The 22,979-nt window shown below is 59.1% G+C and carries 21 protein-coding genes; 10 read left to right on the forward strand and 11 right to left on the reverse strand.

From position 1 onward, the window contains the following. Window positions 1-16: 16 nt before the first annotated feature. Both amrA and G7K71_RS05590 read right to left on the reverse strand, forming a co-directional pair. Window positions 17-1,420, reverse strand: coding sequence for an AmmeMemoRadiSam system protein A (gene amrA, locus G7K71_RS05585; RefSeq protein ID WP_166344096.1), 1,404 nt, complete (start codon window positions 1,418-1,420; stop codon window positions 17-19). Window positions 1,421-1,466: 46 nt separating this feature from the next. Beyond that, the gene (locus G7K71_RS05590; protein ID WP_313884893.1) at window positions 1,467-2,291 is read right to left on the reverse strand and encodes a LysE family transporter; all 825 of its coding nucleotides are present in this window, start codon (window positions 2,289-2,291) and stop codon (window positions 1,467-1,469) included. A gap of 108 nt (window positions 2,292-2,399) precedes the next feature. Here G7K71_RS05590 and G7K71_RS05595 point away from each other — a divergent pair, with 108 nt between their 5' ends. From G7K71_RS05595 to G7K71_RS05630, 8 genes are all read left to right on the forward strand, one after another. Then, window positions 2,400-4,823, forward strand: coding sequence for a 3-hydroxyacyl-CoA dehydrogenase/enoyl-CoA hydratase family protein (locus G7K71_RS05595; protein ID WP_166344098.1), 2,424 nt, complete (start codon window positions 2,400-2,402; stop codon window positions 4,821-4,823). Between the two features lie 59 nt (window positions 4,824-4,882). After that, complete coding sequence (locus tag G7K71_RS05600) at window positions 4,883-6,058, forward strand: acetyl-CoA C-acyltransferase (RefSeq protein WP_166344100.1); 1,176 nt, start codon at window positions 4,883-4,885, stop codon at window positions 6,056-6,058. A gap of 42 nt (window positions 6,059-6,100) precedes the next feature. Beyond that, window positions 6,101-7,849 (forward strand): acyl-CoA dehydrogenase family protein, encoded by a 1,749-nt coding sequence (locus G7K71_RS05605; RefSeq protein WP_166344102.1) that lies wholly within the window; start codon window positions 6,101-6,103, stop codon window positions 7,847-7,849. Window positions 7,850-7,879: 30 nt separating this feature from the next. Next, window positions 7,880-8,473 (forward strand): TetR/AcrR family transcriptional regulator, encoded by a 594-nt coding sequence (locus G7K71_RS05610; protein WP_013821402.1) that lies wholly within the window; start codon window positions 7,880-7,882, stop codon window positions 8,471-8,473. 446 nt (window positions 8,474-8,919) lie between these two features. Further along, complete coding sequence (locus G7K71_RS05615; protein WP_114679211.1) at window positions 8,920-9,234, forward strand: autorepressor SdpR family transcription factor; 315 nt, start codon at window positions 8,920-8,922, stop codon at window positions 9,232-9,234. After that, window positions 9,224-9,895, forward strand: a complete 672-nt coding sequence (locus G7K71_RS05620; protein WP_166344104.1) for an SdpI family protein — start codon at window positions 9,224-9,226, stop codon at window positions 9,893-9,895. Before G7K71_RS05615 ends, G7K71_RS05620 begins: the two co-directional genes overlap by 11 nt. A 151-nt stretch (window positions 9,896-10,046) precedes the next feature. Beyond that, entirely contained in the window at window positions 10,047-10,310 is a 264-nt protein-coding gene (locus G7K71_RS05625) for a hypothetical protein (protein ID WP_013821400.1), read from the forward strand. A gap of 123 nt (window positions 10,311-10,433) precedes the next feature. Beyond that, window positions 10,434-10,811: a hypothetical protein gene (locus tag G7K71_RS05630; RefSeq protein WP_166344106.1), complete on the forward strand. Its 378-nt coding sequence runs from the start codon at window positions 10,434-10,436 to the stop codon at window positions 10,809-10,811. Between the two features lie 380 nt (window positions 10,812-11,191). On the opposite strand, the gene G7K71_RS05635 is transcribed toward G7K71_RS05630, so the two are convergent. From G7K71_RS05635 to G7K71_RS05650, 4 genes are all read right to left on the reverse strand, one after another. Continuing rightward, on the reverse strand, window positions 11,192-11,818 hold the full coding sequence (locus G7K71_RS05635; RefSeq protein WP_013821397.1) for a flavodoxin family protein: 627 nt from the start codon (window positions 11,816-11,818) through the stop codon (window positions 11,192-11,194). 424 nt (window positions 11,819-12,242) lie between these two features. Beyond that, window positions 12,243-13,028 carry a thermonuclease family protein gene (locus G7K71_RS05640; RefSeq protein WP_243174576.1) on the reverse strand — a complete coding sequence of 262 codons (786 nt, stop codon included), beginning with the start codon at window positions 13,026-13,028 and terminating at the stop codon, window positions 12,243-12,245. Window positions 13,029-13,108: 80 nt separating this feature from the next. Next, a complete protein-coding gene (gene rlmD, locus G7K71_RS05645; protein WP_166344108.1) occupies window positions 13,109-14,473 on the reverse strand; it encodes a 23S rRNA (uracil(1939)-C(5))-methyltransferase RlmD in 1,365 nt (454 codons plus the stop codon). A gap of 31 nt (window positions 14,474-14,504) precedes the next feature. After that, window positions 14,505-14,996, reverse strand: a complete 492-nt coding sequence (locus G7K71_RS05650; RefSeq protein ID WP_166344110.1) for a DUF523 domain-containing protein — start codon at window positions 14,994-14,996, stop codon at window positions 14,505-14,507. A gap of 252 nt (window positions 14,997-15,248) precedes the next feature. Between G7K71_RS05650 and G7K71_RS05655 the strand changes: the two genes are divergently transcribed. Then, window positions 15,249-15,731 carry a ferritin-like domain-containing protein gene (locus tag G7K71_RS05655; protein WP_313884894.1) on the forward strand — a complete coding sequence of 161 codons (483 nt, stop codon included), beginning with the start codon at window positions 15,249-15,251 and terminating at the stop codon, window positions 15,729-15,731. A gap of 119 nt (window positions 15,732-15,850) precedes the next feature. Then, window positions 15,851-16,081, forward strand: coding sequence for a hypothetical protein (locus G7K71_RS05660; RefSeq protein WP_166344114.1), 231 nt, complete (start codon window positions 15,851-15,853; stop codon window positions 16,079-16,081). Window positions 16,082-16,097: 16 nt separating this feature from the next. On the opposite strand, the gene G7K71_RS05665 is transcribed toward G7K71_RS05660, so the two are convergent. The 5 genes from G7K71_RS05665 to G7K71_RS05685 all read right to left on the reverse strand — a co-directional run bounded on the left by G7K71_RS05665 (window position 16,098) and on the right by G7K71_RS05685 (window position 22,872). Further along, on the reverse strand, window positions 16,098-16,730 hold the full coding sequence (locus G7K71_RS05665) for a corrinoid protein (RefSeq protein WP_166344116.1): 633 nt from the start codon (window positions 16,728-16,730) through the stop codon (window positions 16,098-16,100). A gap of 46 nt (window positions 16,731-16,776) precedes the next feature. After that, window positions 16,777-18,198, reverse strand: coding sequence for a trimethylamine methyltransferase family protein (locus G7K71_RS05670; protein WP_243174577.1), 1,422 nt, complete (start codon window positions 18,196-18,198; stop codon window positions 16,777-16,779). Between the two features lie 41 nt (window positions 18,199-18,239). Continuing rightward, window positions 18,240-19,700, reverse strand: coding sequence for a trimethylamine methyltransferase family protein (locus G7K71_RS05675; protein ID WP_166344120.1), 1,461 nt, complete (start codon window positions 19,698-19,700; stop codon window positions 18,240-18,242). A 270-nt stretch (window positions 19,701-19,970) separates the two neighbouring features. Then, entirely contained in the window at window positions 19,971-21,857 is a 1,887-nt protein-coding gene (locus tag G7K71_RS05680; RefSeq protein ID WP_207712663.1) for an aldehyde ferredoxin oxidoreductase family protein, read from the reverse strand. Between the two features lie 25 nt (window positions 21,858-21,882). Continuing rightward, window positions 21,883-22,872: a 4Fe-4S binding protein gene (locus G7K71_RS05685; protein WP_166344124.1), complete on the reverse strand. Its 990-nt coding sequence runs from the start codon at window positions 22,870-22,872 to the stop codon at window positions 21,883-21,885. Window positions 22,873-22,979 lie beyond the last annotated feature (107 nt).

Genomic DNA, 22,979 nt, shown 5'->3' on the forward strand with positions numbered 1-22,979 from the left:
CCCCCGTACCCCACCTTCAGTGATACCTTTTCACTTCAAAGCGCATGAGCTTGACGGGCTCATGGGGGCCGATGCCCGCCTTCCGCCGGGCGATGGCCACCTGCTGCTCGGCCGTGTCTACACCCTCCAGGTCGGGCAGGAGCAGCCCCTGCCGGCCGCCCGCCTGCACAATGACGCCGTATTTTTTGGGATCCAGGCCGGCCATGCTCTCCACCGGTTCCGGCTCCTGGAGCACGTCCACGGAGATTTCCAGCTCCGGCAGTTCATCTTCCGTAACCGGGTAAAACCGGGGGTCCCGCACGGCGGCGCTGATGGCGTTCATGGCCACCTCTTCCACGATGTGCTTGTACTGGGGCGTAACGGTCCCGATGCACCCCCGCAGCTGGCCGTGCTTGTGGAGGGACACAAAGGCACCGGCCCGGCGGGCAAACTCGGGCGGGATGCCCGTATCGTCGTAAAGCCGGGACCGGCCGGCAAAGTAGTTTTCCAGGGAGCGCCGGGCCACCCGCACGAGAAAGCTTTCATTACGTAGACGTTCTTCCCGGGCCTTTTGTTCCGCCGCGTTTAGTTTTTCCCAAAGCCGCCTCCGGGGATCCGGTTCTCCGGGAGCAAGGGAGGCCACCATGTAACCCACGCCGAAAGGCCCTTCGTAGGAAAGAACCTCCGCCTCTACGGCCAGCCCGTCAAAGGCGCCGAAGGCCATGATAATGGGCCGCAGGCCGCATTCCCCGGCCCGCTCCACCAGCCCGGCGTCCAGGTTCAAAATTCCCTCGATGTCTCCTGCCGCCACCAGGCGGGCGATTTCCCGGTCGAACTCCTGGCCCCGGGGATCGTAACCGGCCGGCGCGTCCGGGGTCAGGCGGTGGGACAGGTCGCCGCTGGCCAGGACGGCCACCTTTTTGCCTAGCTTTTCCGCCGCCCCGGCCACGGCCATGCCGAAGGCGTAGAGCTGGCGGTAAGGCAAAAGCCCCATGGCCACCGGCACCAGGGGCAGGTTCACACCCGCCGCGCGCAGGAAGTAAAGGGGCACCATGGTCCCGTGGTCCAGTTCCAGGTCCAGGCCGTAGCGCCGGGCCGTTTTTTCATCCACCTGCAGGACGGTTATGCCCGGTTCCCCGGCCCGGGCCGCTATTTCCCGCACCAGGGCCGGGTCGTTTTCCACCTTGAAGCTTACCCGGCGGGCGCCAAACCGGCCCAGGTCACCCCGCACCTCTTGAGCCGCCAGGATGGCGATACCGTCCCGGAAAACCGGGCCGTGAGGGGAAATCACCACCAGCGTATCGGCCCCGCTTTCCTTCACCCGGCGGCCGAGTTCCAGCATGGCCTGCCGGGTGGAAATGACCTTGTCCGCCTCCGCCCCGCCCACTTCGGGGACCATGACCGGGGGGTGGGGGCAGATGCCGCCGTAGACTACGGGCATTTCAACCACCTCGCTTAACCGCGGATTCCACCAGGTGCAATAAAAATTATATCGCCATGCGCCCCACAGCACCCATGTAGATGAAGGAAGCACCCAAAAAAACCAGGAAGGCGCCGCAGGACACCAGGATGCCCCGGTAAATGGACGGGGTTAAAAAGCGCCGGCCGCCGGCCACCGCCGCCGCCACCAGGCCGTACCAGGCCAGGTCCGATAAAATATGGCCGCCAAAGAAACTCACCAGCCCGGCGGTTCCCTGCTTTAAGGAGAGGACTATGTAACCCAAACCCACCGTGGCCCACCACAGCGTCCAGTAGGGGTTGGACAGGCTGACCAGAACCCCCGCCAGCACGGGGTGCATCCTCCCGGCGGGCAGGGGGCCGGCCTTTCGAGAGGCGGGGTTGGAACCGCCTCCCGGCGGCGCCGGACCTGCCTGAACCGGCTGCCCGCAGCCCACGTTCAGCACCACCCGGCCCAACCAGGCATCCCGGGCCATGCCCCAGCCCAGGTAGATTAAAAAAATCCCCCCCACCACGGCAATGCTCCTGCCCACCACGGGAGCGGTGAGCAGGGAAGCCAGGCCCAGGGACAGGGCAATGACCAGCGTCCCCTCCAGCAGGGCATGGCCCAGCACAATCAGGGGGCCGGCCGCAAACCCCCGCCGGGCGCTTTCCCCGATGGTCACCGTGAGAAGAGGCCCGGGCATCATGGCACCGGAAAGTCCCACCACAAAAGCCGTTGTAAAAATGGCCATCAGTTCCAATAAAATCCCTCCCCGGGCAACATTTTCTGTATATGTGGAGGAAAATCCTGCCCGGGTACAAAATTTTGCCCCGGTACCCGTGTTGGACCCGCCGGACAAAATGATTATCATAAGTGTTCCCCTTTTCCCCTTTTTGTAAAAACCCCTTGACCGGCAAGAAAAAATAGAATATTCTTTATATGACTGAATGCTCACTCATTTCAAAAAGGAGGCGAGGTTATGCGGCGCAGGATCAGGAAAGCTGCCGTGCTGGGCGCCGGCGTGATGGGCGCGGCCATAGCCGGACACCTGGCCAACGCAGGCATCCCTACTTACCTGCTCGACATCGTACCCCGGGAACTCACCCCGGAGGAAGCCAAACAGGGCCTGACCCTGGAACACCCCCGGGTACGCAACCGCCTGGCGACAAAGGCCATTGAACAACTGGTGAAGGCCAAACCGGCCCCCCTCTACCTGCCGGAAAACGCGGAGCTCATTACCCCGGGCAACCTGGAGGACCACCTGGACAGGCTGGCCGAAGTGGACTGGATCATCGAAGTGGTGGTGGAACGGCTGGACATCAAGCAAAACCTCCTGGCCCGGGTGGAGAAATACCGCCGGCCGGGCACCATCGTCAGTTCCAATACCTCGGGCCTTTCCATCAACAAGATGGTGGAAGGCCGCCAGCTGGAATTCAGGCAGCACTTTCTGGGCACCCACTTCTTCAACCCTCCCCGCTACATGCGCCTTTTAGAGATCATCCCGGCCCGGGACACCCTGCCGGAAATCGTGGACTTCATGAAGGATTTCGGTGAACGGGTGCTGGGCAAGGGCGTGGTAATCTGCAAGGACACCCCCAACTTTATTGCCAACCGCATAGGCGTCTACGGCATGTGCGCCACCATCCGGGCCATGCTGGACACCGGCCTCACGGTGGAGGAGGTGGACGCCCTCACCGGCCGGGCCCTGCTGCGGCCGAAAAGCGCCTCCTTCCGCACCCTGGACATGGTCGGACTGGACGTGCTGGCCCATGTGGCCCGGAACATGTATGAGGCCGTGGACGACCCGGCGGAAAAGAAAACCTTTACCGTTCCCGACTTCTTAAAGGAAATGGTGGCCAGGGGCTGGCTGGGGGATAAAACCGGCCAGGGCTTTTACAAAAAAGTGAAGGGCGCTGCCGGAACCGAGATCTATGCCCTGGACTACAAGACCCTGGAATACCGCCCCAGGCAAAAGGCCCGGTTCCCCTCCCTGGAAATGGCCAGGACCGCCGGCAGCCCCGACAAACAGCTCCAGGCGCTGCTTTTCGGCAAGGACAAGGGGGCGCAATTTGCCTGGCGCATTACCAAGGAAGTGCTGGTGTACGCGGCCAGCAAGCTGCCCGAAATTGCCGGCGACATCCAGTCCGTGGACGAAGCCATGAAATGGGGCTTCAACTGGGACCTGGGCCCCTTTGAGCTGTGGGACGCCATCGGCGTGCCGCGCATGGTGGAAAGGCTGAAAGCCGAAGGGGAACCCGTGCCGCCCGTGGTGGAGGAACTGCTGGCAGCGGACCGGACCTCTTTCTATGAAAAGAGGGAAGGCATCCGTTACATCTTCGACTGGCGCACCAGGGAAAGCAGGCAGGAGCACATCCCGGAAGGGGTCATTTTCCTCGCCCCCCTGAAGGAGCAGAACCGGGTAGTCAAGTCCAATTCCGGCGCCAGTTTAATTGACCTGGGCGACGGGGTACTCTGCCTGGAGTTTCATTCCAGGGCCAATGCCATCGGCGGCGACATTGTTCAAATGATTAACTATGCCGTGAAGGAAGTGGAACAAAATTACGAGGGCCTGGTCATAGGCAATTACGGTCGCCACTTCTCCGTGGGCGCCAACCTGATGCTCATTTTAATGGAAGCGGAAGACGAGGAATGGGACGAACTGGACCTGATGATCCGGGAGTTTCAACAGGCCAACATGAAGTTGAAGTTCTGCTCCAAACCGGTGGTGGCCGCGCCCCACAGCATGGCCGTGGGCGGGGGCTGCGAGGTCTGCCTGCACTGCCACCGGGTCAACGCCCACGCAGAAACCTACATGGGCCTGGTGGAGGTGGGCGTGGGCCTGCTGCCGGCAGGCGGCGGGTGCAAGGAAATGGTCCTGCGGGCCATGGAACGGCAGACTCCCGAAACCCAGATCAAGGTGGGAGGCATCAACACGGTCCAGCCCCTGATTAACCGGGCCTTTGAAACCATTGCCATGGCCAGGGTATCCACCAGCGGCCCGGAGGCCGTCAAGCTGGGTTACCTGCGCCCCACCGACCGCATCACCACCAACCGGGACCGGGTTATCGGCGATGCCAAGAACCTGGTGCTGGAAATGGCCCGCCGGGGTTTCCGTCCTCCCCGCCCGGCCACCATCCCGGCCGTGGGCACCGCCGGCTACGCCGCCCTGCAGCTGGCCATCGAGACCCTGCGCTGGGGCAACCAGATCACCGAACATGATGCCAGGATCGCCAAAAAAATTGCCTGCGTGCTTACCGGCGGCGGCGTAACCCCCGGCACTCCCATCACCGAGCAGGATCTTTTGGACCTGGAAAGGGAGGCCTTCCTGAGCCTTTTAGGCGAACCCAAAACCATCGAACGGATCCGCCATATGCTGGCCACCAACAAGCCCCTGCGGAATTAAATCATGCGAAAGACGACCGCCTTCAGCCAATCTGTACTGAGAACGGAGGGATCTCGGAAATGCAGGAAGCCGTAATTGTCAGCGCCGTGCGCACGGCGGTGGGCAAGGCCCCCCGGGGAAAATTGAGGAACACCCGCCCCGAGGACATGGCAGAAGCGGTGCTGAAAGAAGCCCTGGCCCGGGTACCCGGGCTGGATCCGGCGGAGATAGACGACGTAATTTTCGGTTGCGCCTTTCCCGAGGCCGAGCAGGGGATGAACGTCACCCGCAACATAGTCCTGAAGGCCGGACTGCCGGACAGCGTCCCGGGAGCCACGGTGAACCGCTACTGCTCCTCCGGCCTGGAAGCCATAGCCATCGCCGCCACCCGGATCATGGCCGGTTTCGCCGAAGTTTATGTGGCCGGGGGCGTGGAGAGCATGAGCCTGGTGCCTATGGGCGGCAATAAAACCATGCCCGACCCGGACCTGATGGAACGGATGCCCGAAGTCTACATGGGCATGGGCTACACCGCCGAAAATGTGGCCGAGCGCTATAACATCAGCCGGGAAGACCAGGACGCCTTTGCCCTGGCCAGCCACCGAAAGGCCATCGCCGCCATAAACGCGGGGAAGTTCAAGGACGAAATCGTACCCCTGACGGTCACCGAGAGGATCCGGCAGAACGGGAAACTGGTGGAAAACAGCTTTGTCTTCGACACCGACGAGGGCGTCCGCCCCGACACCAGCATGGAGGCCCTGGCCCGGTTAAGGCCCGCTTTCAAGGTGGGGGGAACGGTCACGGCGGGCAATTCCTCCCAGACCAGCGACGGAGCGGCCTGCGTGGTGCTGATGAGCGGGCGCAAAGCGGCGTCCCTGGGGTTAAAGCCCCTGGCCGTTTTCCGGGCCTACGCCGTGGGGGGCTGCCCGCCGGAAATCATGGGCATCGGCCCCACCGTAGCCATTCCCAAGGCGCTTAAACTGGCCGGGCTGACCAAAGATCAGATTGACCTCTTTGAGCTGAACGAAGCCTTTGCTTCCCAGGCCCTGGCCTGCATCAGGATTCTGGAGCTGGACCCGGCCAGAATCAACGTCAACGGCGGCGCCATCGCCCTGGGCCATCCCCTGGGCTGCACCGGGGCCAAGCTGACCACCACCCTGCTCTACGAGATGCAGCGCCGGCAGGCCCGCTACGGCGTGGTGAGCATGTGCATTGGCGGGGGCATGGGAGCAGCAGGAGTGTTTGAGAGAACGTGAAGCCCCATGTTAAATAAGTTCAAGACTAAGGAGGTTATTCTCATGCTTCAAAAAGGCGGCGCTTTTCTCTTGGAGGACATTGACCCCCAGGATGTGTTTACCCCCGAGGATTTTACCGATGAGCACCGCATGATTCAAAGCACGGTGGCCGACTTCGCGGTCAACGAGCTGGCCCCTAAAGCCGAGGAACTGGAGAACCAGCCCGAAGGGCTCATGCGGGAGCTCATGCAAAAGGCGGGCGAATTGGGCCTGCTCTCCGCAGACATCCCCGAGGAATACGGCGGCGCAGACCTGGGGAAAGTAGCCTCGTGCCTCATTGCCGAAAACGTGGTGGCAGGCGGGTCCTTTGCCGTTACCCACAGCGCCCACACGGGCATCGGCACCATGCCCATCCTTCTTTTCGGCAACGAAGAGCAAAAGAAAAAATACCTGCCGCGGCTGGCCAGCGGTGAGGCTATTGCCGCCTATGCCCTCACTGAGCCCAACGCCGGTTCCGACGCCCTCTCCATCCGCACCAGGGCCGTCCTTTCGCCCGACGGCAAGCACTACCTCTTAAACGGCGAAAAGATGTTCATCACCAACGGCGGCATTGCCGACGTGTATATTACCTATGCCAAGGTAGACGGGGATAAGTTTACCGGCTTCATCGTCGAGCGGAATACTCCGGGATTCTCCCTGGGCCAGGAAGAAAAGAAAATGGGTATTAAGGGTTCCTCCACCCGCAGCCTCATCTTTGAAGATGCCAGGGTACCGGTGGAGAACGTCCTGGGCGAAATTGGCAAGGGGCACCTCATTGCTTTCAACGCCCTCAACATCGGCCGCTTCAAGCTGGGCGCGGCCTGCGTGGGCTCCTGCAAGCTGGCCCTGGAGCACGCAGCCAAGTACGCCCTGCAGCGGGTACAGTTTGGCCAGCCCATTGCCCGGTTCGGCCTCATCCAGCACAAGCTGGCCATGATGGCAGCCAGGACCTATGCCGTCGAAAGCGTCATTTACCGCATAGCCGGTATGCTAGAAGAGGCCCTGGCGGATAAAAAAGAAGGCCCTGCCGCTGTAGAGGCTATTAGTGAGTATGCCATCGAATGCTCCATTGCCAAGGTACTGGCCTCCGAGGTGCTGGACTACGTGGTGGACGAGATGGTGCAAATTTACGGCGGCTACGGCTATATTCAGGAATACCCCGCCGAGCGGTTCTACCGCGACTCGCGCATCAACCGCATCTTTGAGGGCACCAACGAGGTCAACCGGTTGCTCATTCCGGCCACTATCGCCCGCCGGGCCATGAAGGGACAGCTCAATTTCCTCGGCGCTGCCAGGGCCCTTGCCCGGGAAATTTTAAACCTGCGGGCCACCCTGCCCGAAGACGACGGCAAGCCCCTGGCTGCCGAGCGGCAAATGCTGGCCATGGCCAAAAAGCTCTTCCTCTTCATTGGCGGTCAAGCGGTGGAAAAATACATGGATAAGCTGGCCCAGCAGCAAGAAATCATGGGGATTTTGGCTGACCTGGCTATTGTCATCTACGCCATGGAAAGCGCTATTGTGCGGGTGTTAAAAGCGCACGGAAACGGTCAGGCGGATAAAAAGCTTCTCCTGGCCCAGGCCTACGTGCACGACACCTACCCCCTGCTGGAAAAGTGGGCCCGGGAGGCCATGTGCTTCCTGTTCGAAGGGGATATGCGGCAGACCCAGCTCTCCATCGTCAAGCGGATGTGCAAACACCAGCCGGTGGACCTGATCGGCCTGCGCCGGCAGATTGCCGACCGGGTACTCACAGCGGAAAAATATGTGGTATAATATTCCCCAGTACGGGAAAGGAGTTTACACGTGGCCAGGAGAAGCGGCGACAAGTACAGGGCTATTATTGAAGCGGCGGTAAAGGTGATTGCCGAAAACGGCTACCATAACGCCCAGGTTTCCAAAATCGCCCGGGAGGCGGGGGTGGCCGACGGCACCATCTACCTTTACTTCCGCAACAAGGAAGATGTGCTCATTTCCCTGTTCAAGGTGAAGATGGGCGAGTTTATTGCGGCGGTAAAGCGGGAACTGCAAGCCTGTGCCGGGGCCGCGGAGCAGCTGGCCCGCCTGATCGAGCTGCATTTCACCAGGCTGGAGGCGGACCGCCACCTGGCCACGGTAATGCAAATACAACTGCGGCAGTCGGACCCCACCATTCGCCAGGGCATAACCGAACCCCTGAGGGCTTATTCCCGGCTCATCGAGGGGGTTGTCTCCCGTGGCATCGAAACCGGGGAGTTCCGGGCCGACCTGGACGTGCGCCTGGCCCGGCAGATGATTTTCGGAACCATGGACGAGGTGGCCACCTGCTGGGTGATGTCTCACCGCCCTTACAGCCTGGTGGCCCTGGCGCCGGAGGTTTACCGGTTGCTTTTCCGGGCCCTGGCGGCAAAGGACGGCTAACCCCGGAATGGCTATAAGGGCCTGCCCCTGCCGGCAGGCCCTTTGGTACAGTTATGGGTTTCTTTGATTTCGTTTGACCTTTCCTGCTGTTCGTTAAGGAAAGGAGAGTTATACAAGGGTGTCCATGGAAACGGTATGCCGCAACCAGCACGGTAAGGAAGTGGTCATTGGCCGCAGCCATGGAATTATTCGAGAGTAAGTTTGTTTAAAAACATGGTCGTTCCAAAATCTTTCGAGCCTGCATACCGCAGGCCTTTTTTTGTGGGGCAAAAACTGGCTTGAAGCCCCGGCATCAACAAAAGTAAACCTGTAGTTACCGGGCCTGCTACATCATAACTATTTAGACAAGTATAGAACACCATTATCAACTTGACAAGGAACCAAACTAAATAATATAATGAGGTTAATTTGATAATCTTCGAAATGTCCGGAAGGACGTGATTACCATGGGACTGAGCATGGTCTTCAAGGCACTGGGAGACGACACGCGGCGGGAAATCCTCCGCCTCCTGGCCCGGGGAGACATGACCGCCGGCGAGATTGCCCGCGCCTTTTCCCTTTCCCGGCCCACCATCTCCCACCACCTGCATATCCTCAAAGAGGCCGGCCTGGTAGCAGATGAGAAAAGGGGACAATTTGTCGTCTATTCGCTAAACACTACCGTTTTCCAGGATGTTACCGGCTGGGTATTTGAGATGTTAAGTTCCCTTACCGGCCGGAACCGCTACAAAGGAAGGGAGGAGTTGGACAATGGAAAATAATTACCGTGTCGACCGTAAGATGGTGGTCGGTGATTGGCCGGCCCTGGCCGTGCTGCTGGCGATGTTTATTGCCGGCGCGGCAAGCTACCCGCACCTGCCGGAGCTGGTGCCGGCACACTGGAACCTGCGGGGGGAGATAGACTCCTATTTCTCCCGGTTCTGGGGGGCCTTCGCCCTGCCCCTGCTTACCGGGGGAATTTATCTGGGCATGCTCTTCGCCCCTTACATTGATCCCAAACGAAACAATTACCTCCGTTTCCCGGAAGCTTACCGGGCGGTGCGCCTGGGGCTGGTCTTCTTTTTTGCCGCGCTCCACGCCATGATCCTGGCCGTAGCCCTGGGAGGGCCGGCGGATCTGGTCAGCCGGTTTACCCCCCTGGCCCTGGGCGTTTTTTTGGTCATCACCGGGAACTATCTAACCCGGGTACGGTTCAATTACTTTTTCGGCATCCGCACACCCTGGACCCTGGCCAGCGAAGAAGTCTGGCGGCGCACCCACCGTTTCGCGGGCCCGGTTTTTGTCCTGGCCGGGCTGGTGGCCGTGGTGGCGGCCTTCCTCCCTGCCCCCACCAACTTTGTGCTGGGTGTGGGGGCGATCATTGGCGCCGCGGCAATAAGTGCGATATACTCTTATGTGATTTTCCGGCGGGTGCAGGGATAGGTATTATCCTACTTATTTCTACAATATAATATTTAAATCGTTTAAATTTGAGGCAGGAATAATCCCTGCTCACGGCCAATTTATGTTTTATAATAACAGGCGAGACAGGCGGTACCGCCCATTTATTTTGTACATGTTAAGGAGAATTCCCATGGCCGCGAAGATAGTCAAAACCCCGTTTCTGGTCAACGACCTGGTCGTCTACTTTGTTTCCCCCCGGGTAGCCCACGTGGTTGAAGTGGATTGCCGGATTGAACTAACCACCACGCCCGAAAGCTGCACATGCTGCACTTTTCGTTTCCGCTCCCGCCTCGACCCGGGCTTCCGCTGCCGGCACATAGAAGCAGTACGGCAGGTACTGGAGCAGGCCCGCCGCGCCGACCCCGGCTCCGAACGGGTTATTTGCGGGCACTAAATTGGAAATAATAATCTGGTGAGGCAGGAACTCCGGGTAAAAATTTTTTAACCCAAAAGTGGACAACCCGGCCTGTCCTGAAAACCGGAACATAAAGAAACATAAAGAGCAGGTGTGTGTAAGATGCCGGCAAAAATCTATCCCTTCCCCAGCACGGAAGACCAGCAGGTGATCCAAACCGCCATCCACGTTTTTCTCACCAGCCAGACCGGACGCGCCCGGAACACCATGCTTAAGACCATCCGGGCGGTGCTGGATCGCTACCGCATCTCCAGGTTCTCTTTTCCCGACTACGTGGTGGAGGCCACCCGTACGCCGGGTTACTCGGTGGTGCGGGCGCGCAAATATGTCACCGGTACGGTCTGCCCCCAGTGCGGCGAAAAACTGTACGGCCTCTCCAGCAGGGTACGCATATTAAGCGTCCAGGAGCGCCGGAACTGCCACCTGGTCACTTACGGCTGCCGCTGCGGGAAAGTTTTTGCCAAGCAGGAGCAATGTTAGAGACAAGGTTCAAATAAGGTTAAAACATCCCCCGATTCCCGGGGGATGTCTATTTTTTGCATAATAAGCCCCTACTGGTAACATTTGTCTGAGGAAAAACATAGTATAAAAACAAAACTAGAAAAAGGAGGAATTACACATGCCGGATGTTGAAACCAAGCGTTTCAATCCCACCGTCGAGTTGATACTCGGTATAATTATAGCCTTCCTGGGCGTGCTGGTATTCATTGCCGGCATACTGGTAATCATTTTCTAAAAGGACGCAACCGTCCTTTTCGCAAGTCATTCTTTCAACCGGTCAGCCGAAAGGATGGCCGGTTTTTTCTTTGTTACCTGAAGGGCCTGGCGCACGGCCATAGCGCGCGACGTTCCAGGTTTTCTTAAGCCCGTCCAAGACGTTTAATCATCTCCACCATATTGCGCCCCAAACGGCGGCATTCCTCCAGGGCCAGCAAATCCTCGTGCACGCCCCGTTTCCAGGAAATCTTGCCTTCCTCCAGATTGTTAAACATGGTTCCCATGGCTCCACCGTTGCAAATGCCGCTTTCCTGGTCGCGGGTATCGACCAGAATAAGCCCCTGGGCAACCAGAAAACGTTCCATGATGGCCAGGGCGTGCTCCTGCCCCCCGTTCCGCAGACCGGCATGGGTAACCGCTCCCCCCACCTTGCCGTAAAGCAGGTTCCTGGCCATGTGCATCCAGCGGGTACGGTCGATAAAATTTTTCATCAGGCCGGTCACATTGGCCCAGTACACCGGGGAACCGAGTACAATCCCGTCGGCCGCCAGCATTTTCTCGGCCAGCACGCCCATGTCATCGTCTTTGATGGAACATTCCGTTTTGCCCAGGCAACGGTTGCAGGCCAGACAGGGCTTGATGTTGTAATCGGTAAGTTCCACCAGTTCCGTCTCCGCGCCGGCCCTGGCGGCTTCGTCCAGAACCGCCTGCAACATGACGGCAGTGTTCTTCCCCTTACGGTGGCTGCCATTAATCGCCAGGATCTTCATATAAAATCCTCCCTTTTTCATAAAAGGTAAATGTTCAGACAACCCGCTTATGGCACGGCGTTATCCCGCTCACTCATGTGCTCCGCGCCGACAGCACCGCGGTTCGCTTCGGGCCGGCTCTGGCTCTCTGCGGATTGCCATCGATACTGTTTTTATGCTGTTTCACTTTTTCTACCCGATGTGGTTCTTCCACATTTCCCTCGCCTGGTTTCGTTGGCGTCCTCGAGAGCCGAGCCGGCAACCTCGCTTCACCGGGTGCTGTTACCGGCGCTCCGCAAAATCGTTCGCTCCGGATAACGCCGTGCCTTTGTAGTTAACAGAGCGGTTCTACTGAACATTTACCATAAAATTTTTATTTTTTATACGTTCGCCCTGATAACCCGTAACTCCTTCCATGCCCGGGCTTCCAGGTGCAGGAATTTTTCTACGGCTTGCAGGCATTGCAGGGCTCGTATCCCGCGTCCAGGGCCTTTTCCCTGGTGGCAAACCTCACCCGGTTGTCCGGAGCCGTCTGCCGGCCGTATTCGCAGTCAGGGCGGTGGAATTTCTTGCTGCGGGCATTGCCGATGTAATAGGGCTCCCTATCCTTAACCTCCAGGCCCCACAGGCCCCGCTTCTTTTCCCGGGCTTCCCGCTGAAGCCGCACAAAAAAGTCCGCGTATTTCACATTGGGCGGGACCGTCATCACCTGGGCATAGCCTTTGAGCAGCAGTTCGGCGTTGAACATGCGGCTGCGCACGGCGTCTTCCCCCGGCTTATCCCCCGCTGGCGGTTCAAGCCAGGCATAGGCCAGGATGCGCCCGTAATGGTCCCTTTCCTGCACATCCCTCTCCAGCCAGATGCGCCGGCCGTCCAAACGGCTCCTGGTGTAGGCGGAGGCTTCTTTACCGTAGGGCTCCACCTCCCTGGTTGACTCGGGAGTGTTCACGCCGATCAGGCGCACCGTCTCGCTTTTCCCGTCCTTAAGGCGCACGACCAGGGTATCCCCGTCCACCACCCGGGTTACGGTGGCGGCCAACAGCCCGGCGGGCACCTTCTTTTCACCCGGTTCAACGGGGGAAACGGACTGGCTTTGGGCGGGCGGCTTTTGCACTTTACCGCCCGCATCCTGAATTTGGCCGTTATCCGGAGCGCCCCCGGAACAACCAACCGCCAGCAGCATTAAGGTAACAAGCAAAACTGCCAGTATTTTAGACTTATGCCATTTCAAATCGCCATCACCTCTCTCCAAAAAGAACAGAGTAGATGCATCACCGCACGCATTCCATCTGCCCGGTCGTTCGCTATAGCCTAAATACTGGTCAGCAAACAACAACACTCCACATGGTAGGTCTGGGGGAACATATCCACCGGCTGGACTTCCACCACCCGGTAGCCGTGCCCGGCCAGGAAGCCCAGGTCCCGGGCCAGGGTCCCCGGGTCACAGGAAACGTAGACCACCCGCGGCACCGGGTAACGGGCCAGGGCTTCCAGGACAGACCGGTGGCATCCCCGCCGGGGAGGATCCAGGACCAGCACATCGGGACCGTCGCCCCGGTCAAAGAGCCGGGGCAGGAGTTTTTCCACCGCTCCCCGGACAAAGGAGACGTTGTTCAGGTTGTTGAGCCGGGCATTTTGCCGGGCATCGGCCACGGCCCGGGGGGACACCTCCACACCCAGCACTTCCCGGGCCTGCCGGGCCAGGAAAAGGGCAATGGTACCCACGCCGCAGTAGGCGTCCACCACATTCTCCATCCCCGTAAGGCCGGCGTACTCCCTGACCTTTTCATACAGAGCCCGGGTCTGTACGGGGTTGACCTGGTAGAAGGAAGCGGCGGAAATCCGGAAGACGAGGTCGCCCAGGCGGTCGGTGATGTATCCCCTGCCGTAAAGGGTCCTTGTCCGTCCATCGTCAGGCTCCCTGCCCGGGAGGACGGCCGTTTGCTGGACGACCGTCGTTACCCGGCCGGTGCCGGCCAGCTCGCCGGCCAGTTCCTCCTGCCGGGGCCAGCGGTCTTTGGTGGTGGCCAGCACCACCATGGTTTCTCCCGTCGCCACGGCTTTGCGCAAAGTTACATAAGACAGGAGGGTTTTGAAGCCGTCCAGGAGGCTCTCCCGGTATTTATTCAATAAACACTCAATCCTGAGGGCCAGGTTATTCAGTTCCCCGTCCAGGATGTGACATACGGCATCCCGTGCCATCCAGTGTCCCAGGACGTGGGAACCGGGGGCATAAAGGCCCAGGGCCAGCCTCCCTTCCCGGTATGCCACGTGAAACCTTACCTTGTTACGGTAGTGCCAGGGGTTGTCCATTCCCAGAATGGGCAAAACTTTTACCCCGGTTAACCTGCCGATGCGCTCCAGGCTGTCCCGTACCAGCCTGGTTTTGTACTGCAACTGGTAGTCGTAAGGCAGGTGCTGGACGTGACAGCCGCCGCAACGGGCAAAAGAAGGGCAGCGGGGGCGGCAGCGTGCGGGGCCGGGGACCAGCACTTCTTCCAGCCGGGCCCGCAGGTATTTTTTCTTAACCTCCACCACCGTTACCCGCACCCGGTCGCCGGGCACGGCCAGGGGCACAAATACCACCCGCCCCTGCCAGCGGCCCACTCCCTCGCCGCTGTGGCTGAGGTTTTCCACCTCAAGTACGACTTGCTCTCCGGGCTGTATACCAGCCATGGTTATCCTCCAGGTAAAATTAGTCATACGATTATATTTTCTCCCGGCAGCCCGCCCCGTACGCCGGCCATTCCTTTTCCACATCTTCCTCTGTAAATATTTGAAAACCCGATTCCACCAGTAATGCCGCAGTCACGCCATGACCTGCTTTGACTTTCCCTTTAAACGACCCGTCGTAAATACGGCCATACCCGCAGGAAGGACTCCGGGCCTTTAAAATGGCAGCCTGTATGCCGTGCTTCCTGGCGATCTCCAGGGTAGCCCGGGCTCCCCGGATAAAGGCCCCGGTAACATCGCCCCCCTTACAGTTGACCACCCGCGCCCGCCCCTCCAGCACGTCCACTCCCGTACCGCCCTGTATTTCCGAGGCCGGACGCGGTACGGGCAACCCGCCCAGGCACTCCGGGCATACCGGTACTGCCCGGCCTTCCCTGACCAGCTTTTCCACAACCGCACAGGTCCGGGGCAATCCATCGTAGGAGCAGGAATGCCCGGCCAGACATGCGCTTACAAGATATTTCACTCATTCATTCCCCCTCTTATTACCGGCAAAAATGCAGAAACATAACAAATCCATTGCGCAAATACCGGCATTGATATTCCGGGTCATGCCACCGTCCACAGCCAGGTTGGCACCGCTTCCCGGCGAAAATTTCACCCCGGACACGGAACCGGCATACTTTTCCCGGCTGGCTTTATTCCCGCAGGCTTTTATCCATTCCAGGCGTAACCGGAAAAAAGACGGATTCATAACATATAACAGAAATGGAAAGGAGTGATACCTTTGGCCAGCCAGCAACAACTGGATCAAATCATCAGCGGTTTAAACCTGGACCTGTCCTGGGAGTATGCGGCCATGATCCAGTACATCCAGCATGCCAGCATGCTCACCGGCCCCGAGTATACGTACGTTATTCAGGAATTGCTGGAACATGCCCAGCAGGAACATGAGCACGCCGTAATTATCAGCGACCTGATTCAATATCTGGGCGGCATACCCACAGTGGAAGTGGCCACCAGGCTCACCTCATTGAACAATGTGGAAATGCTGCGCCAGGACCTGCAGGCCGAATATGACGCCATCCGCCGCTATTTACAGCGCATTGAACAGCTGGAAGCCCTTTACCTGTATGACTCGGCACAAAAGATTAGAAACATTGTGGTGGTGGAACAGGAACACGCCATCGACCTGGAAAAGGCCCTGGGCATCCAGAAAGTACGCCCGGCCTCCGCATATCCCTTCTCCCTCACCCCTTAAAATCCTTCATAGTGTTGCCCGGCAGTCCAGAAATGCGTTAAACTACGCTTATCAAAGTATGGTACAATACGGGCCGGAAAATCGAGGACATCACCCCCAACTGGCGGCGCCAGGCGAAAATGATCAAAAAAGCCCAGGAAATGGGCGTTTCCCAGGGGGTGGACACCGGCGCCGGGGCCACCGGCGTATGCTACGGACGGGGTTTTCTGGAGGAACCGCTGCTTAGGTTTCTCTATCAGGCCGGGGATCCGGTAAAAACAAGGCCGGCCCCGTTGCGGGCACAGGCCGTGCCGGGCGCACTTGAGCCGGGCACAGGGCTGTACACGAAAAAGGGACCGGCAAATATATAGGAAGCGGGTCTTGACGTTAATTCACGAGCTGCTTGCACAGCTCCGCTGCGGAAGCCGCGTCGGGCGCATAGCCGTCAGCCCCGATCTCATCGGCAAATTCCTGAGAAACGGGCGCCCCGCCGACGATCACCTTAACGCTCCCACGCAGGTTTTCTTTATCCAGGGCCGAGATGACCTCCCCCATGACGGGCATGGTGGTGGTCAACAGGGCCGACAGCCCCAGGACCTGCGGGCTGTGCTCCTTCACCGCCCTGACAAACTTATCTACGGGCACGTCAATGCCCAGATCGACCACATTGAACCCGCTGCTCTCCAGCATCATGATGACCAGGTTTTTCCCGATATCGTGCAGGTCGCCCTTTACCGTGCCGATGACCACTTTGCCCGCGGTGGGAATATCGGCTCCGGCAATGGCGGGTTTCAGGACTTCCATGCCCGCTTTCATGGCCCTGGCCGACCGCATCATCTCGGGGACGAACATCTCCCCGTCCCGGAAACGGATGCCCACTTCATTTATGCCGGCGATCAGCCCTTCGTTGATGATCTCCAGGGGATCTTCACCCGCATCAAGGAGTTTTTTGGTCATTGCCTCCACCCGTTGAATATCACCATCGATTACCAGCTGGGCCAGCTCCTGGTATTTACTCATTTTTCCAAACCCTCCTGAGTCAATTCTTGGTTGTCCTTTTTATCTTCTAGGCGCCGAACCTTTCCTGTGCCTTGAGCACAATATCGTCAATTTTCTTTTCCACATCGGGTGCCAGCGGCTGGGGCTGGTGGGTATCCAGAATCTTCCTGATCTTCTCCCGGATCCGCTGCCCCGCCGTCTTGGCGCCGGCGGCCGCCCAGGCTTCGTAACCGTTGAAATCGGAAATGTCGGGCTGCCAGCCTTCCCGGAAATGGTCGGCGGTGTGGTCGTCGGCCAGGAAGTTCCCTCCCGGCCCCACCCGTTTGATTGCCTCGACGGCCAGGTATTCCGGGCTGGTGTCCACCCCGCGCAGGAAATACCTCACGCGGGAAATCACCTCGTTGGTCAGCACCAGCAGTTCCAGGGATCCGGTGCGACCCGATTCGATGTAAAAGACGTCGTGCATCAGGTTGCAGCCCTGCAGGGCGCCGGTGAGGGTGAACATGGTCCCCTCCACCACGGCCTGTTCGTCAAATACCTTTGAGCTGCTGCAGCCGGCGTAACCCCAGGACGGCAGCGCGTAGTAGCGGGCCAGGTCGCAGAGGCACCCCTGGAGCAGCAGAGCCTCCGGCACGGCGTAGACCGCCTGCATGGTGCGCATGTCCAGCGGCGAGTTCCCGTACCCATACAGGAACGGCGCCCCCGGGTTCTTGAGCTGGTGGACGACCAGCCCGCACAGGGCCTCGGCGTTGGCCTGGGTCACCGTCCCGGCCACCGTCACGGGCGTGGACGCCCCGGCCAGTGCCCCGCAGGCAAAGTTCACGGGAACCCTGTGCTCGGCCGCCAGCAACAGCTTGCCCACCGACTCGTAGGGCAGCTGGAGAGGCGAAGTGGGCTCGCAGTAAAGGGCGAAGATGGGCTGGTGCCTGAGCTTTTCCCTGCCCCCCACCGCCGCCGCGGCCATTTCAATGATGTCGGCCAGGGTGTCGCTGTCTTCGGCGATCACCACCTGGGGCTTGATGCTGTTCTTGATCATCAGGGCGTACTGGACGCGGTTGTTCATGCGCTTGTCCACATCGCCCGGCATGCCCATGGACATGACGAAATCGATCTGGGGTAGGGCATCAACGACCCGCACCGCCGCGGCCACGTCATCCCTGGTCCAGGGTCTCCTCTCCCCGCTGAAGGGATCGATGTAATACAGGGTGTCGGACCCGGTGCCGAAGTACACGTTGGAGCCCTCCAGCCACATGGCCGGCGAGCCGAGCCGGTTGTAAACGGTGATCCTGGAAGGAGCCGTCCGGATGGCCCACTCCACAAGGGAGTCGGGAAGGTAGGTACGGCCGCTGCCGTCGGTGTAAGCCCCCGCCTTTTTGAGGAGTTCTGCCGCCTCGTCGTGGTGAACCACCACGCCGACCTCGTTGAGGATGCGGCAGCTGGCGCTGTGAATCTCCTGGATTTGCTTGACAGACAGTGTTCTAAACGCCATTCCCCGTCCGTGCCTGCTTGCGTAAAGCATGTGCCCATCTCCTAACCTTTGCACTCGGTTTCTCTACGCTTGATGACGGCCTTCATGGCTTCCACCGCCCCGTCGGGTAGAGCCGCCGCCCGGTGCTCCGCCAGAATCTCCCTGACCTTCCTGGTGGCCAGGTCCAGCGGGGTTTCCTTCCCTTTGGCGGCCCACTGCTCCCAGCGGTACCTGATGAAGAAGCGCGGTGACCAGATTTCCTCACGGAAATACTTGAAGGTGTGGTCGTGAGCCATGTAATTTCCTCCGGGACCCACCTCATCGATGCAGTCAACCGCCAGGTGTTCGGGAGAAGTTTTGGTACCGGCTCCGGTGTAGCGGGCCATGTCGATGATGTCGTCGCAGATGGCCAGGAAGGGGAGGTACCCCGTTTTTCCGCCCTCCAGGTAGCCGACATCGTGCACCAGGTTGCAACCCTCGAGCTGGGTCATCATGATGCTCATGGCCGCTTCCACCCCGGCCTGAACATCGGGCAGCGGGGCATTGACACAGCCGGCTTCGGTGAAGTTGGGCAAACCGTAGAACTGGGCCAGCTGCGTCATGACGGCGTAGTTCATGGAGGTTTCGGGGGCGCCGTAAAGGGTGGTGGAGTACTTCATGTCCATCGGGGTTGCGCCACCGCCGATGATGATGGGTGCCCCTTTCTTGTAGAGCTGGGCCATGACCACCCCGGCCAGCCCCTCGGCGTTCATTAGAGTAACGCAACCCGCCTTGGTAACGGGGGTGGTGGCTCCCGCCAGGACGCCGGGGGTGTAAACAACGGGAATGTCGTAGTCGAAACACTTGAACATCTTCCCCACTCCGTCATGGGTGTGGACGAGCGGGGAGATGGGTTCCGAGTAAAGGATGATGTAGGGGTTCTTCCGCAGGTTGTCCTCCCCGCCGACGCAGGCCGCCGCCATTTCAATGATGGCTTCGGTGTTGGCGGCATTGTGGGCGGTGAAGATGATCGGCTTGCTGCTGTTGACGGTCATCGCTTCAAACTGGTGCAGGTCGCTGACGCAGGACTCCGTATCGGTGGCAATGGCATAGCTCATGATGAAGTCGTAGTTCGGCAGGCAATCCATAACCTTTGCCGCCTCTTCCACGTCCTTTTTAGTGGACACCCTGCGTTCCCCCGTATTCATGTCGATGGTAAAGGGGAGATCCGACCCCGTTCCGTAGTAAACGCGGTTCTTTTCCAGGGGCATGACCCGTTTCCCCAGCCTGTTGGCCACGACAATCCGCTTGGGGGCCAGACGCAGGCATTCCTCCACCAGCCAGGCGGGTATCCACACCCTGTCTTCCCGGACGCGGCAGCCCGCGGCTTTAAGCAGGGCCAGTGCCTCCTGGTTTTGAACAATGATCCCTGTTCTCTCCAAGACTTCCAGCGATGCGTAGTGGATCTGCTCCAGCTGGGCATCGGTTATCCATTTTAAACGCGGGGTTACCTGTTCATCGTAATTGGATAAGTAACGCTCCACTGTTCACCCTCCTTCAATATGCTGCCGGATAATCGAGTTTTGCAAAAACCATACCAGCTCCGGCAGTGCCGCTTCCTGAAATTTCACACTTGTCTAATCTGCACATACGAACCCGGCCTTCCCTCTGCAAAAAATTTTTGCACGATGCTTTTACCCTGGTACTTCCGCACGTGCAAAGAATATTTGCATGCTTTATCTTTATGCATTAAAAACAGTGTTCCCCGGTTGGCCGGGCGGGCTGAACCGGGGAAATTTTATCAGTCCGGGCTTTTAGATCCGGGCGAGGTCGTCTTCTCCGGTGAGCCCCTCCAAACCGAGCTCGCTCTTTTTAGCCTCGCCGACCGACCCGTTTTCGTTCCAGCCCATCAGGGAATAGAACTCCTTCAACATCGGTTCCAGGTGAACCACGGAGCCTTTGCAGGGGCCTTCCGGCACGGGTTCGGTGAGGAATTTCCCCGGGAGGGTATCGTCACTGCCGGTGGCTCCAAACCGGAAATTAAACAGCCTTTCCGCGTTGATGATCCGCTCGCCGATCTTGAGCAGTTGTTCACCTGTGAATTCCTCCCCCGCAAAGGCCGAGAGGACCTTTGCCGCTTCGGCCAGGTCGAAATCCAAAAGCATGGCGAACTCGGGAATCTTGCAGATCCCCAGGGAGTCGATGACCGCATTGGCACACAGGCACTGCTTGACCAGCAAAGGCTTGCCTTCTTCGGAGAGCCTGTCGGCGACCTTTTCGGTCCCGTAAGCCGCAAGGGCCTGCTCCGGGGTGTAGGCGTATTCCGGCTTGGCGTAAACGTGGCAAAAATCGGCCCCCCTGCTGGCCACCGCGTAGCCCAGTCCGCTTCCCTTGAAGCCCCTGGGGTCCATGATGGGCAGGCTCAAGCCCTTCACATGGTAGGCGTATTTTTCCGCACCCCGGCCGATGATTTCGGCAGCCCGCTTTATCCCCTGGGTCAGGACGTTTCCCAGCCAGGTGCGGCGGTTGGCCATGCGGTGCACCATTTCCTCCATGGCCAGGGCGTTGCCCCAGGTGAGCTCCAGTCCTTCCGTGTCCTCTTTGGTCAGGATTCCCCGCTCAAACAGGTCTATGGCAAAAGCGACGACACTGCCCGTTTCCATACTGTCGATCCCGTATTCGTCACATAGGTTGCAAAGGTAGATGCTTTCCAGCCCGTCGGGGTTGCCGCAACGCGGCCCCCACATGGAGAGGGGCTCGTACTCGCCGCGGTCGCCTATAAAGCCCGCGTGCCGGCCCCGGTCGATCCGGACGAAGGCCCGGCAGTGAATGGGGCAATTGTAGCAGGAATGGTGCTTTAAAAGGAGATCCCTGTAGGCGGAACCGCAGGCAGTTTCTATCCCTTCAAAGGTCACCTGGCGGAAATTCTTGACCCCGCAGGCGCCCAGGCGGTCGGTCCATGAAACGCTGGTGGAAGAGCCGTCCGTGGTCCACTCCTCCCAGCAGGGGAGGGACTTCAATTTTTCGATGTACTCCTTAACCGCCCGGACTGCCTTCTCCGGCACTTCCCTGTTGAAGGAAGCCGTCTTCCTCGCCACGACAGCCTTCAAATTCTTGGAACCCATGACCGCCCCCATGCCGGTCCTGCCGGCGGCGTGCCCCACATCCGTCACCACGCACCCCAGGGCGGAAAGATTCTCCCCGGCAGGACCGATGAGGATCACCCTGGCCTGGTTGTCACCCGCCAGTTCCTTTAGCTTCCGGCGCGCTTCATGGGTTTTCAGGCCCCAGACGGGAGTTGCATCCTCAATGGTCACCTCTTCCCCCCTGATATTGATAAAGGATGGTTTTTCCGCCCTCCCCGTGACGATGAGGGCTGAAATACCGCAGGCCTTGAGTTCGGCGGCAAAATGACCGCCCCCGTTGGAGGAACCGAGAAAACCCGTGAGGGGGGAGCGGGCGCTGATGTGCAGCCTGCCGGTGGTGATCATCCGGGTGCCGCTTAAGAAGCCGGGCGAAAAAACAAGGATATTTCCGGGATCAAGCGGCTCCACAGACCTGGACAAATACTTCAACAGGATGTAGTCGGCCAGTCCGCGCCCGCCCAGATAAGACTTAATCACGTCTTCCGGCCACGGCCTTCTTTTAATTTCCCCGGTGGTCAAATTTACATGGACCAGGTCTCCCGCAAGGTGGTTCATCACTTTCTCCCCCTTCTCGTGCGATTCATATCACCTTTCTGATCATGACGATGGCCCCGCCGGGGCAAGCGCCGGCGCAGATCCCGCACCCCCAGCAGAGTTCGGGGTTAAAGGCAATATTTGACTTTAGTCTGCCGTTTTTTTTCACCTTCGTACCGTCAAAATAAAAGGCACCAAAATGACAACGCCTGGCACATAAGCCACAAAAAAGACACTTCGCCCTGTCATAATGAGCCAGGTAGCGTGACCTGGGCCACTTGCCGCGGGTCCCCAGCCGCATGGCCGCCCGGAAGGGATAGCAGCAGCATGCACAACAATTGCAAACAACACCGGGACCTTTCTCCCGCCAATCCGGTGGCCCTCCGGTATGCATCAGACCTTCCTGATCGAGCTTACGCACCAGCTCTTTGGCTTCTTCCCTGGTCAAGTCTCTTCCCCCCGTCCGGTCAGAAATCCGTTGCGGATCTAGGATCAGGCAGACCTCCCGGGAGTGATCACACCGACCGGCCAGCATTTTGCAGTTACACGGCAAAACCCTTATCACTGGTGCAGAGTCGATCATTTCCTCTACTTCGTTTAAAAGGAGCACCCACTCGTTGTGGCAGTCTGTGTAATCGGGCTCACCTTGTAAGACTTTCTCGAAGTAGTTGTTTCTTTTCAGGTATTCTTCAAAGCACCATGCGTCTAGCTCGTCCCGCACCTTTCTAGGAAGGACGTGGTAGTTACCGAATTTGCAGAAGTTGTCCAGCCGGTCATAAAAATTGCCGGCGCTGTAAAGGACAACTCCATCCTTTTCCTCCCTGTTCAATATATGGCGCCAGTAGGCACTTTCCAGCCAACCCTTGATACCTTGGTAAGGCTTGGCCATTATGGTAGCTATCTCTTCCCCGGTCAGGCTCCTGTTCCCCAACACCGCCACGAGGCGCATTTCTTCTTCCGTGACGAAAAAATGTAGATAGGGTTCAATAAATGCGGGGACTCCAAAGACCCTGCTGAAATCTTTCAGAAGCTGCAATGGTAACATCTCCCGCAAGAAATTATATTAACCCTTTTAAGTCCGCCCGCTGCCGCCGTCACAACCGGCGGCAGCGGGTTGAACCAGCCGGGTCGAACCAGGCTGGG

Source organism: Desulfofundulus sp. TPOSR, assembly GCF_011393055.1.
In the GTDB taxonomy this organism is placed as follows: Bacteria; Bacillota; Desulfotomaculia; order Desulfotomaculales; family Desulfovirgulaceae; genus Desulfofundulus; species Desulfofundulus kuznetsovii.

Excerpts from the sequence above, each read along its gene's own strand:
- G7K71_RS05605 (WP_166344102.1), top strand. The coding sequence starts at position 6,101 with ATGCTTCAAAAAGGCGGCGCTTTTCTCTTGGAGGACATTGACCCCCAG.
- G7K71_RS05680 (WP_207712663.1), bottom strand. The coding sequence starts at position 21,857 with ATGAACCACCTTGCGGGAGACCTGGTCCATGTAAATTTGACCACCGGG.
- G7K71_RS05670 (WP_243174577.1), bottom strand. The coding sequence starts at position 18,198 with ATGGCGTTTAGAACACTGTCTGTCAAGCAAATCCAGGAGATTCACAGC.
- G7K71_RS05625 (WP_013821400.1), top strand. The coding sequence starts at position 10,047 with ATGGCCGCGAAGATAGTCAAAACCCCGTTTCTGGTCAACGACCTGGTC.
- G7K71_RS05620 (WP_166344104.1), top strand. The coding sequence starts at position 9,224 with ATGGAAAATAATTACCGTGTCGACCGTAAGATGGTGGTCGGTGATTGG.
- G7K71_RS05635 (WP_013821397.1), bottom strand. The coding sequence starts at position 11,818 with ATGAAGATCCTGGCGATTAATGGCAGCCACCGTAAGGGGAAGAACACT.
- amrA (WP_166344096.1), bottom strand. The coding sequence starts at position 1,420 with ATGCCCGTAGTCTACGGCGGCATCTGCCCCCACCCCCCGGTCATGGTC.
- G7K71_RS05630 (WP_166344106.1), top strand. The coding sequence starts at position 10,434 with ATGCCGGCAAAAATCTATCCCTTCCCCAGCACGGAAGACCAGCAGGTG.
- G7K71_RS05660 (WP_166344114.1), top strand. The coding sequence starts at position 15,851 with ATGATCAAAAAAGCCCAGGAAATGGGCGTTTCCCAGGGGGTGGACACC.
- G7K71_RS05665 (WP_166344116.1), bottom strand. The coding sequence starts at position 16,730 with ATGAGTAAATACCAGGAGCTGGCCCAGCTGGTAATCGATGGTGATATT.
- G7K71_RS05590 (WP_313884893.1), bottom strand. The coding sequence starts at position 2,291 with ATGATAATCATTTTGTCCGGCGGGTCCAACACGGGTACCGGGGCAAAA.
- G7K71_RS05600 (WP_166344100.1), top strand. The coding sequence starts at position 4,883 with ATGCAGGAAGCCGTAATTGTCAGCGCCGTGCGCACGGCGGTGGGCAAG.
- rlmD (WP_166344108.1), bottom strand. The coding sequence starts at position 14,473 with ATGGCTGGTATACAGCCCGGAGAGCAAGTCGTACTTGAGGTGGAAAAC.
- G7K71_RS05615 (WP_114679211.1), top strand. The coding sequence starts at position 8,920 with ATGGGACTGAGCATGGTCTTCAAGGCACTGGGAGACGACACGCGGCGG.
- G7K71_RS05595 (WP_166344098.1), top strand. The coding sequence starts at position 2,400 with ATGCGGCGCAGGATCAGGAAAGCTGCCGTGCTGGGCGCCGGCGTGATG.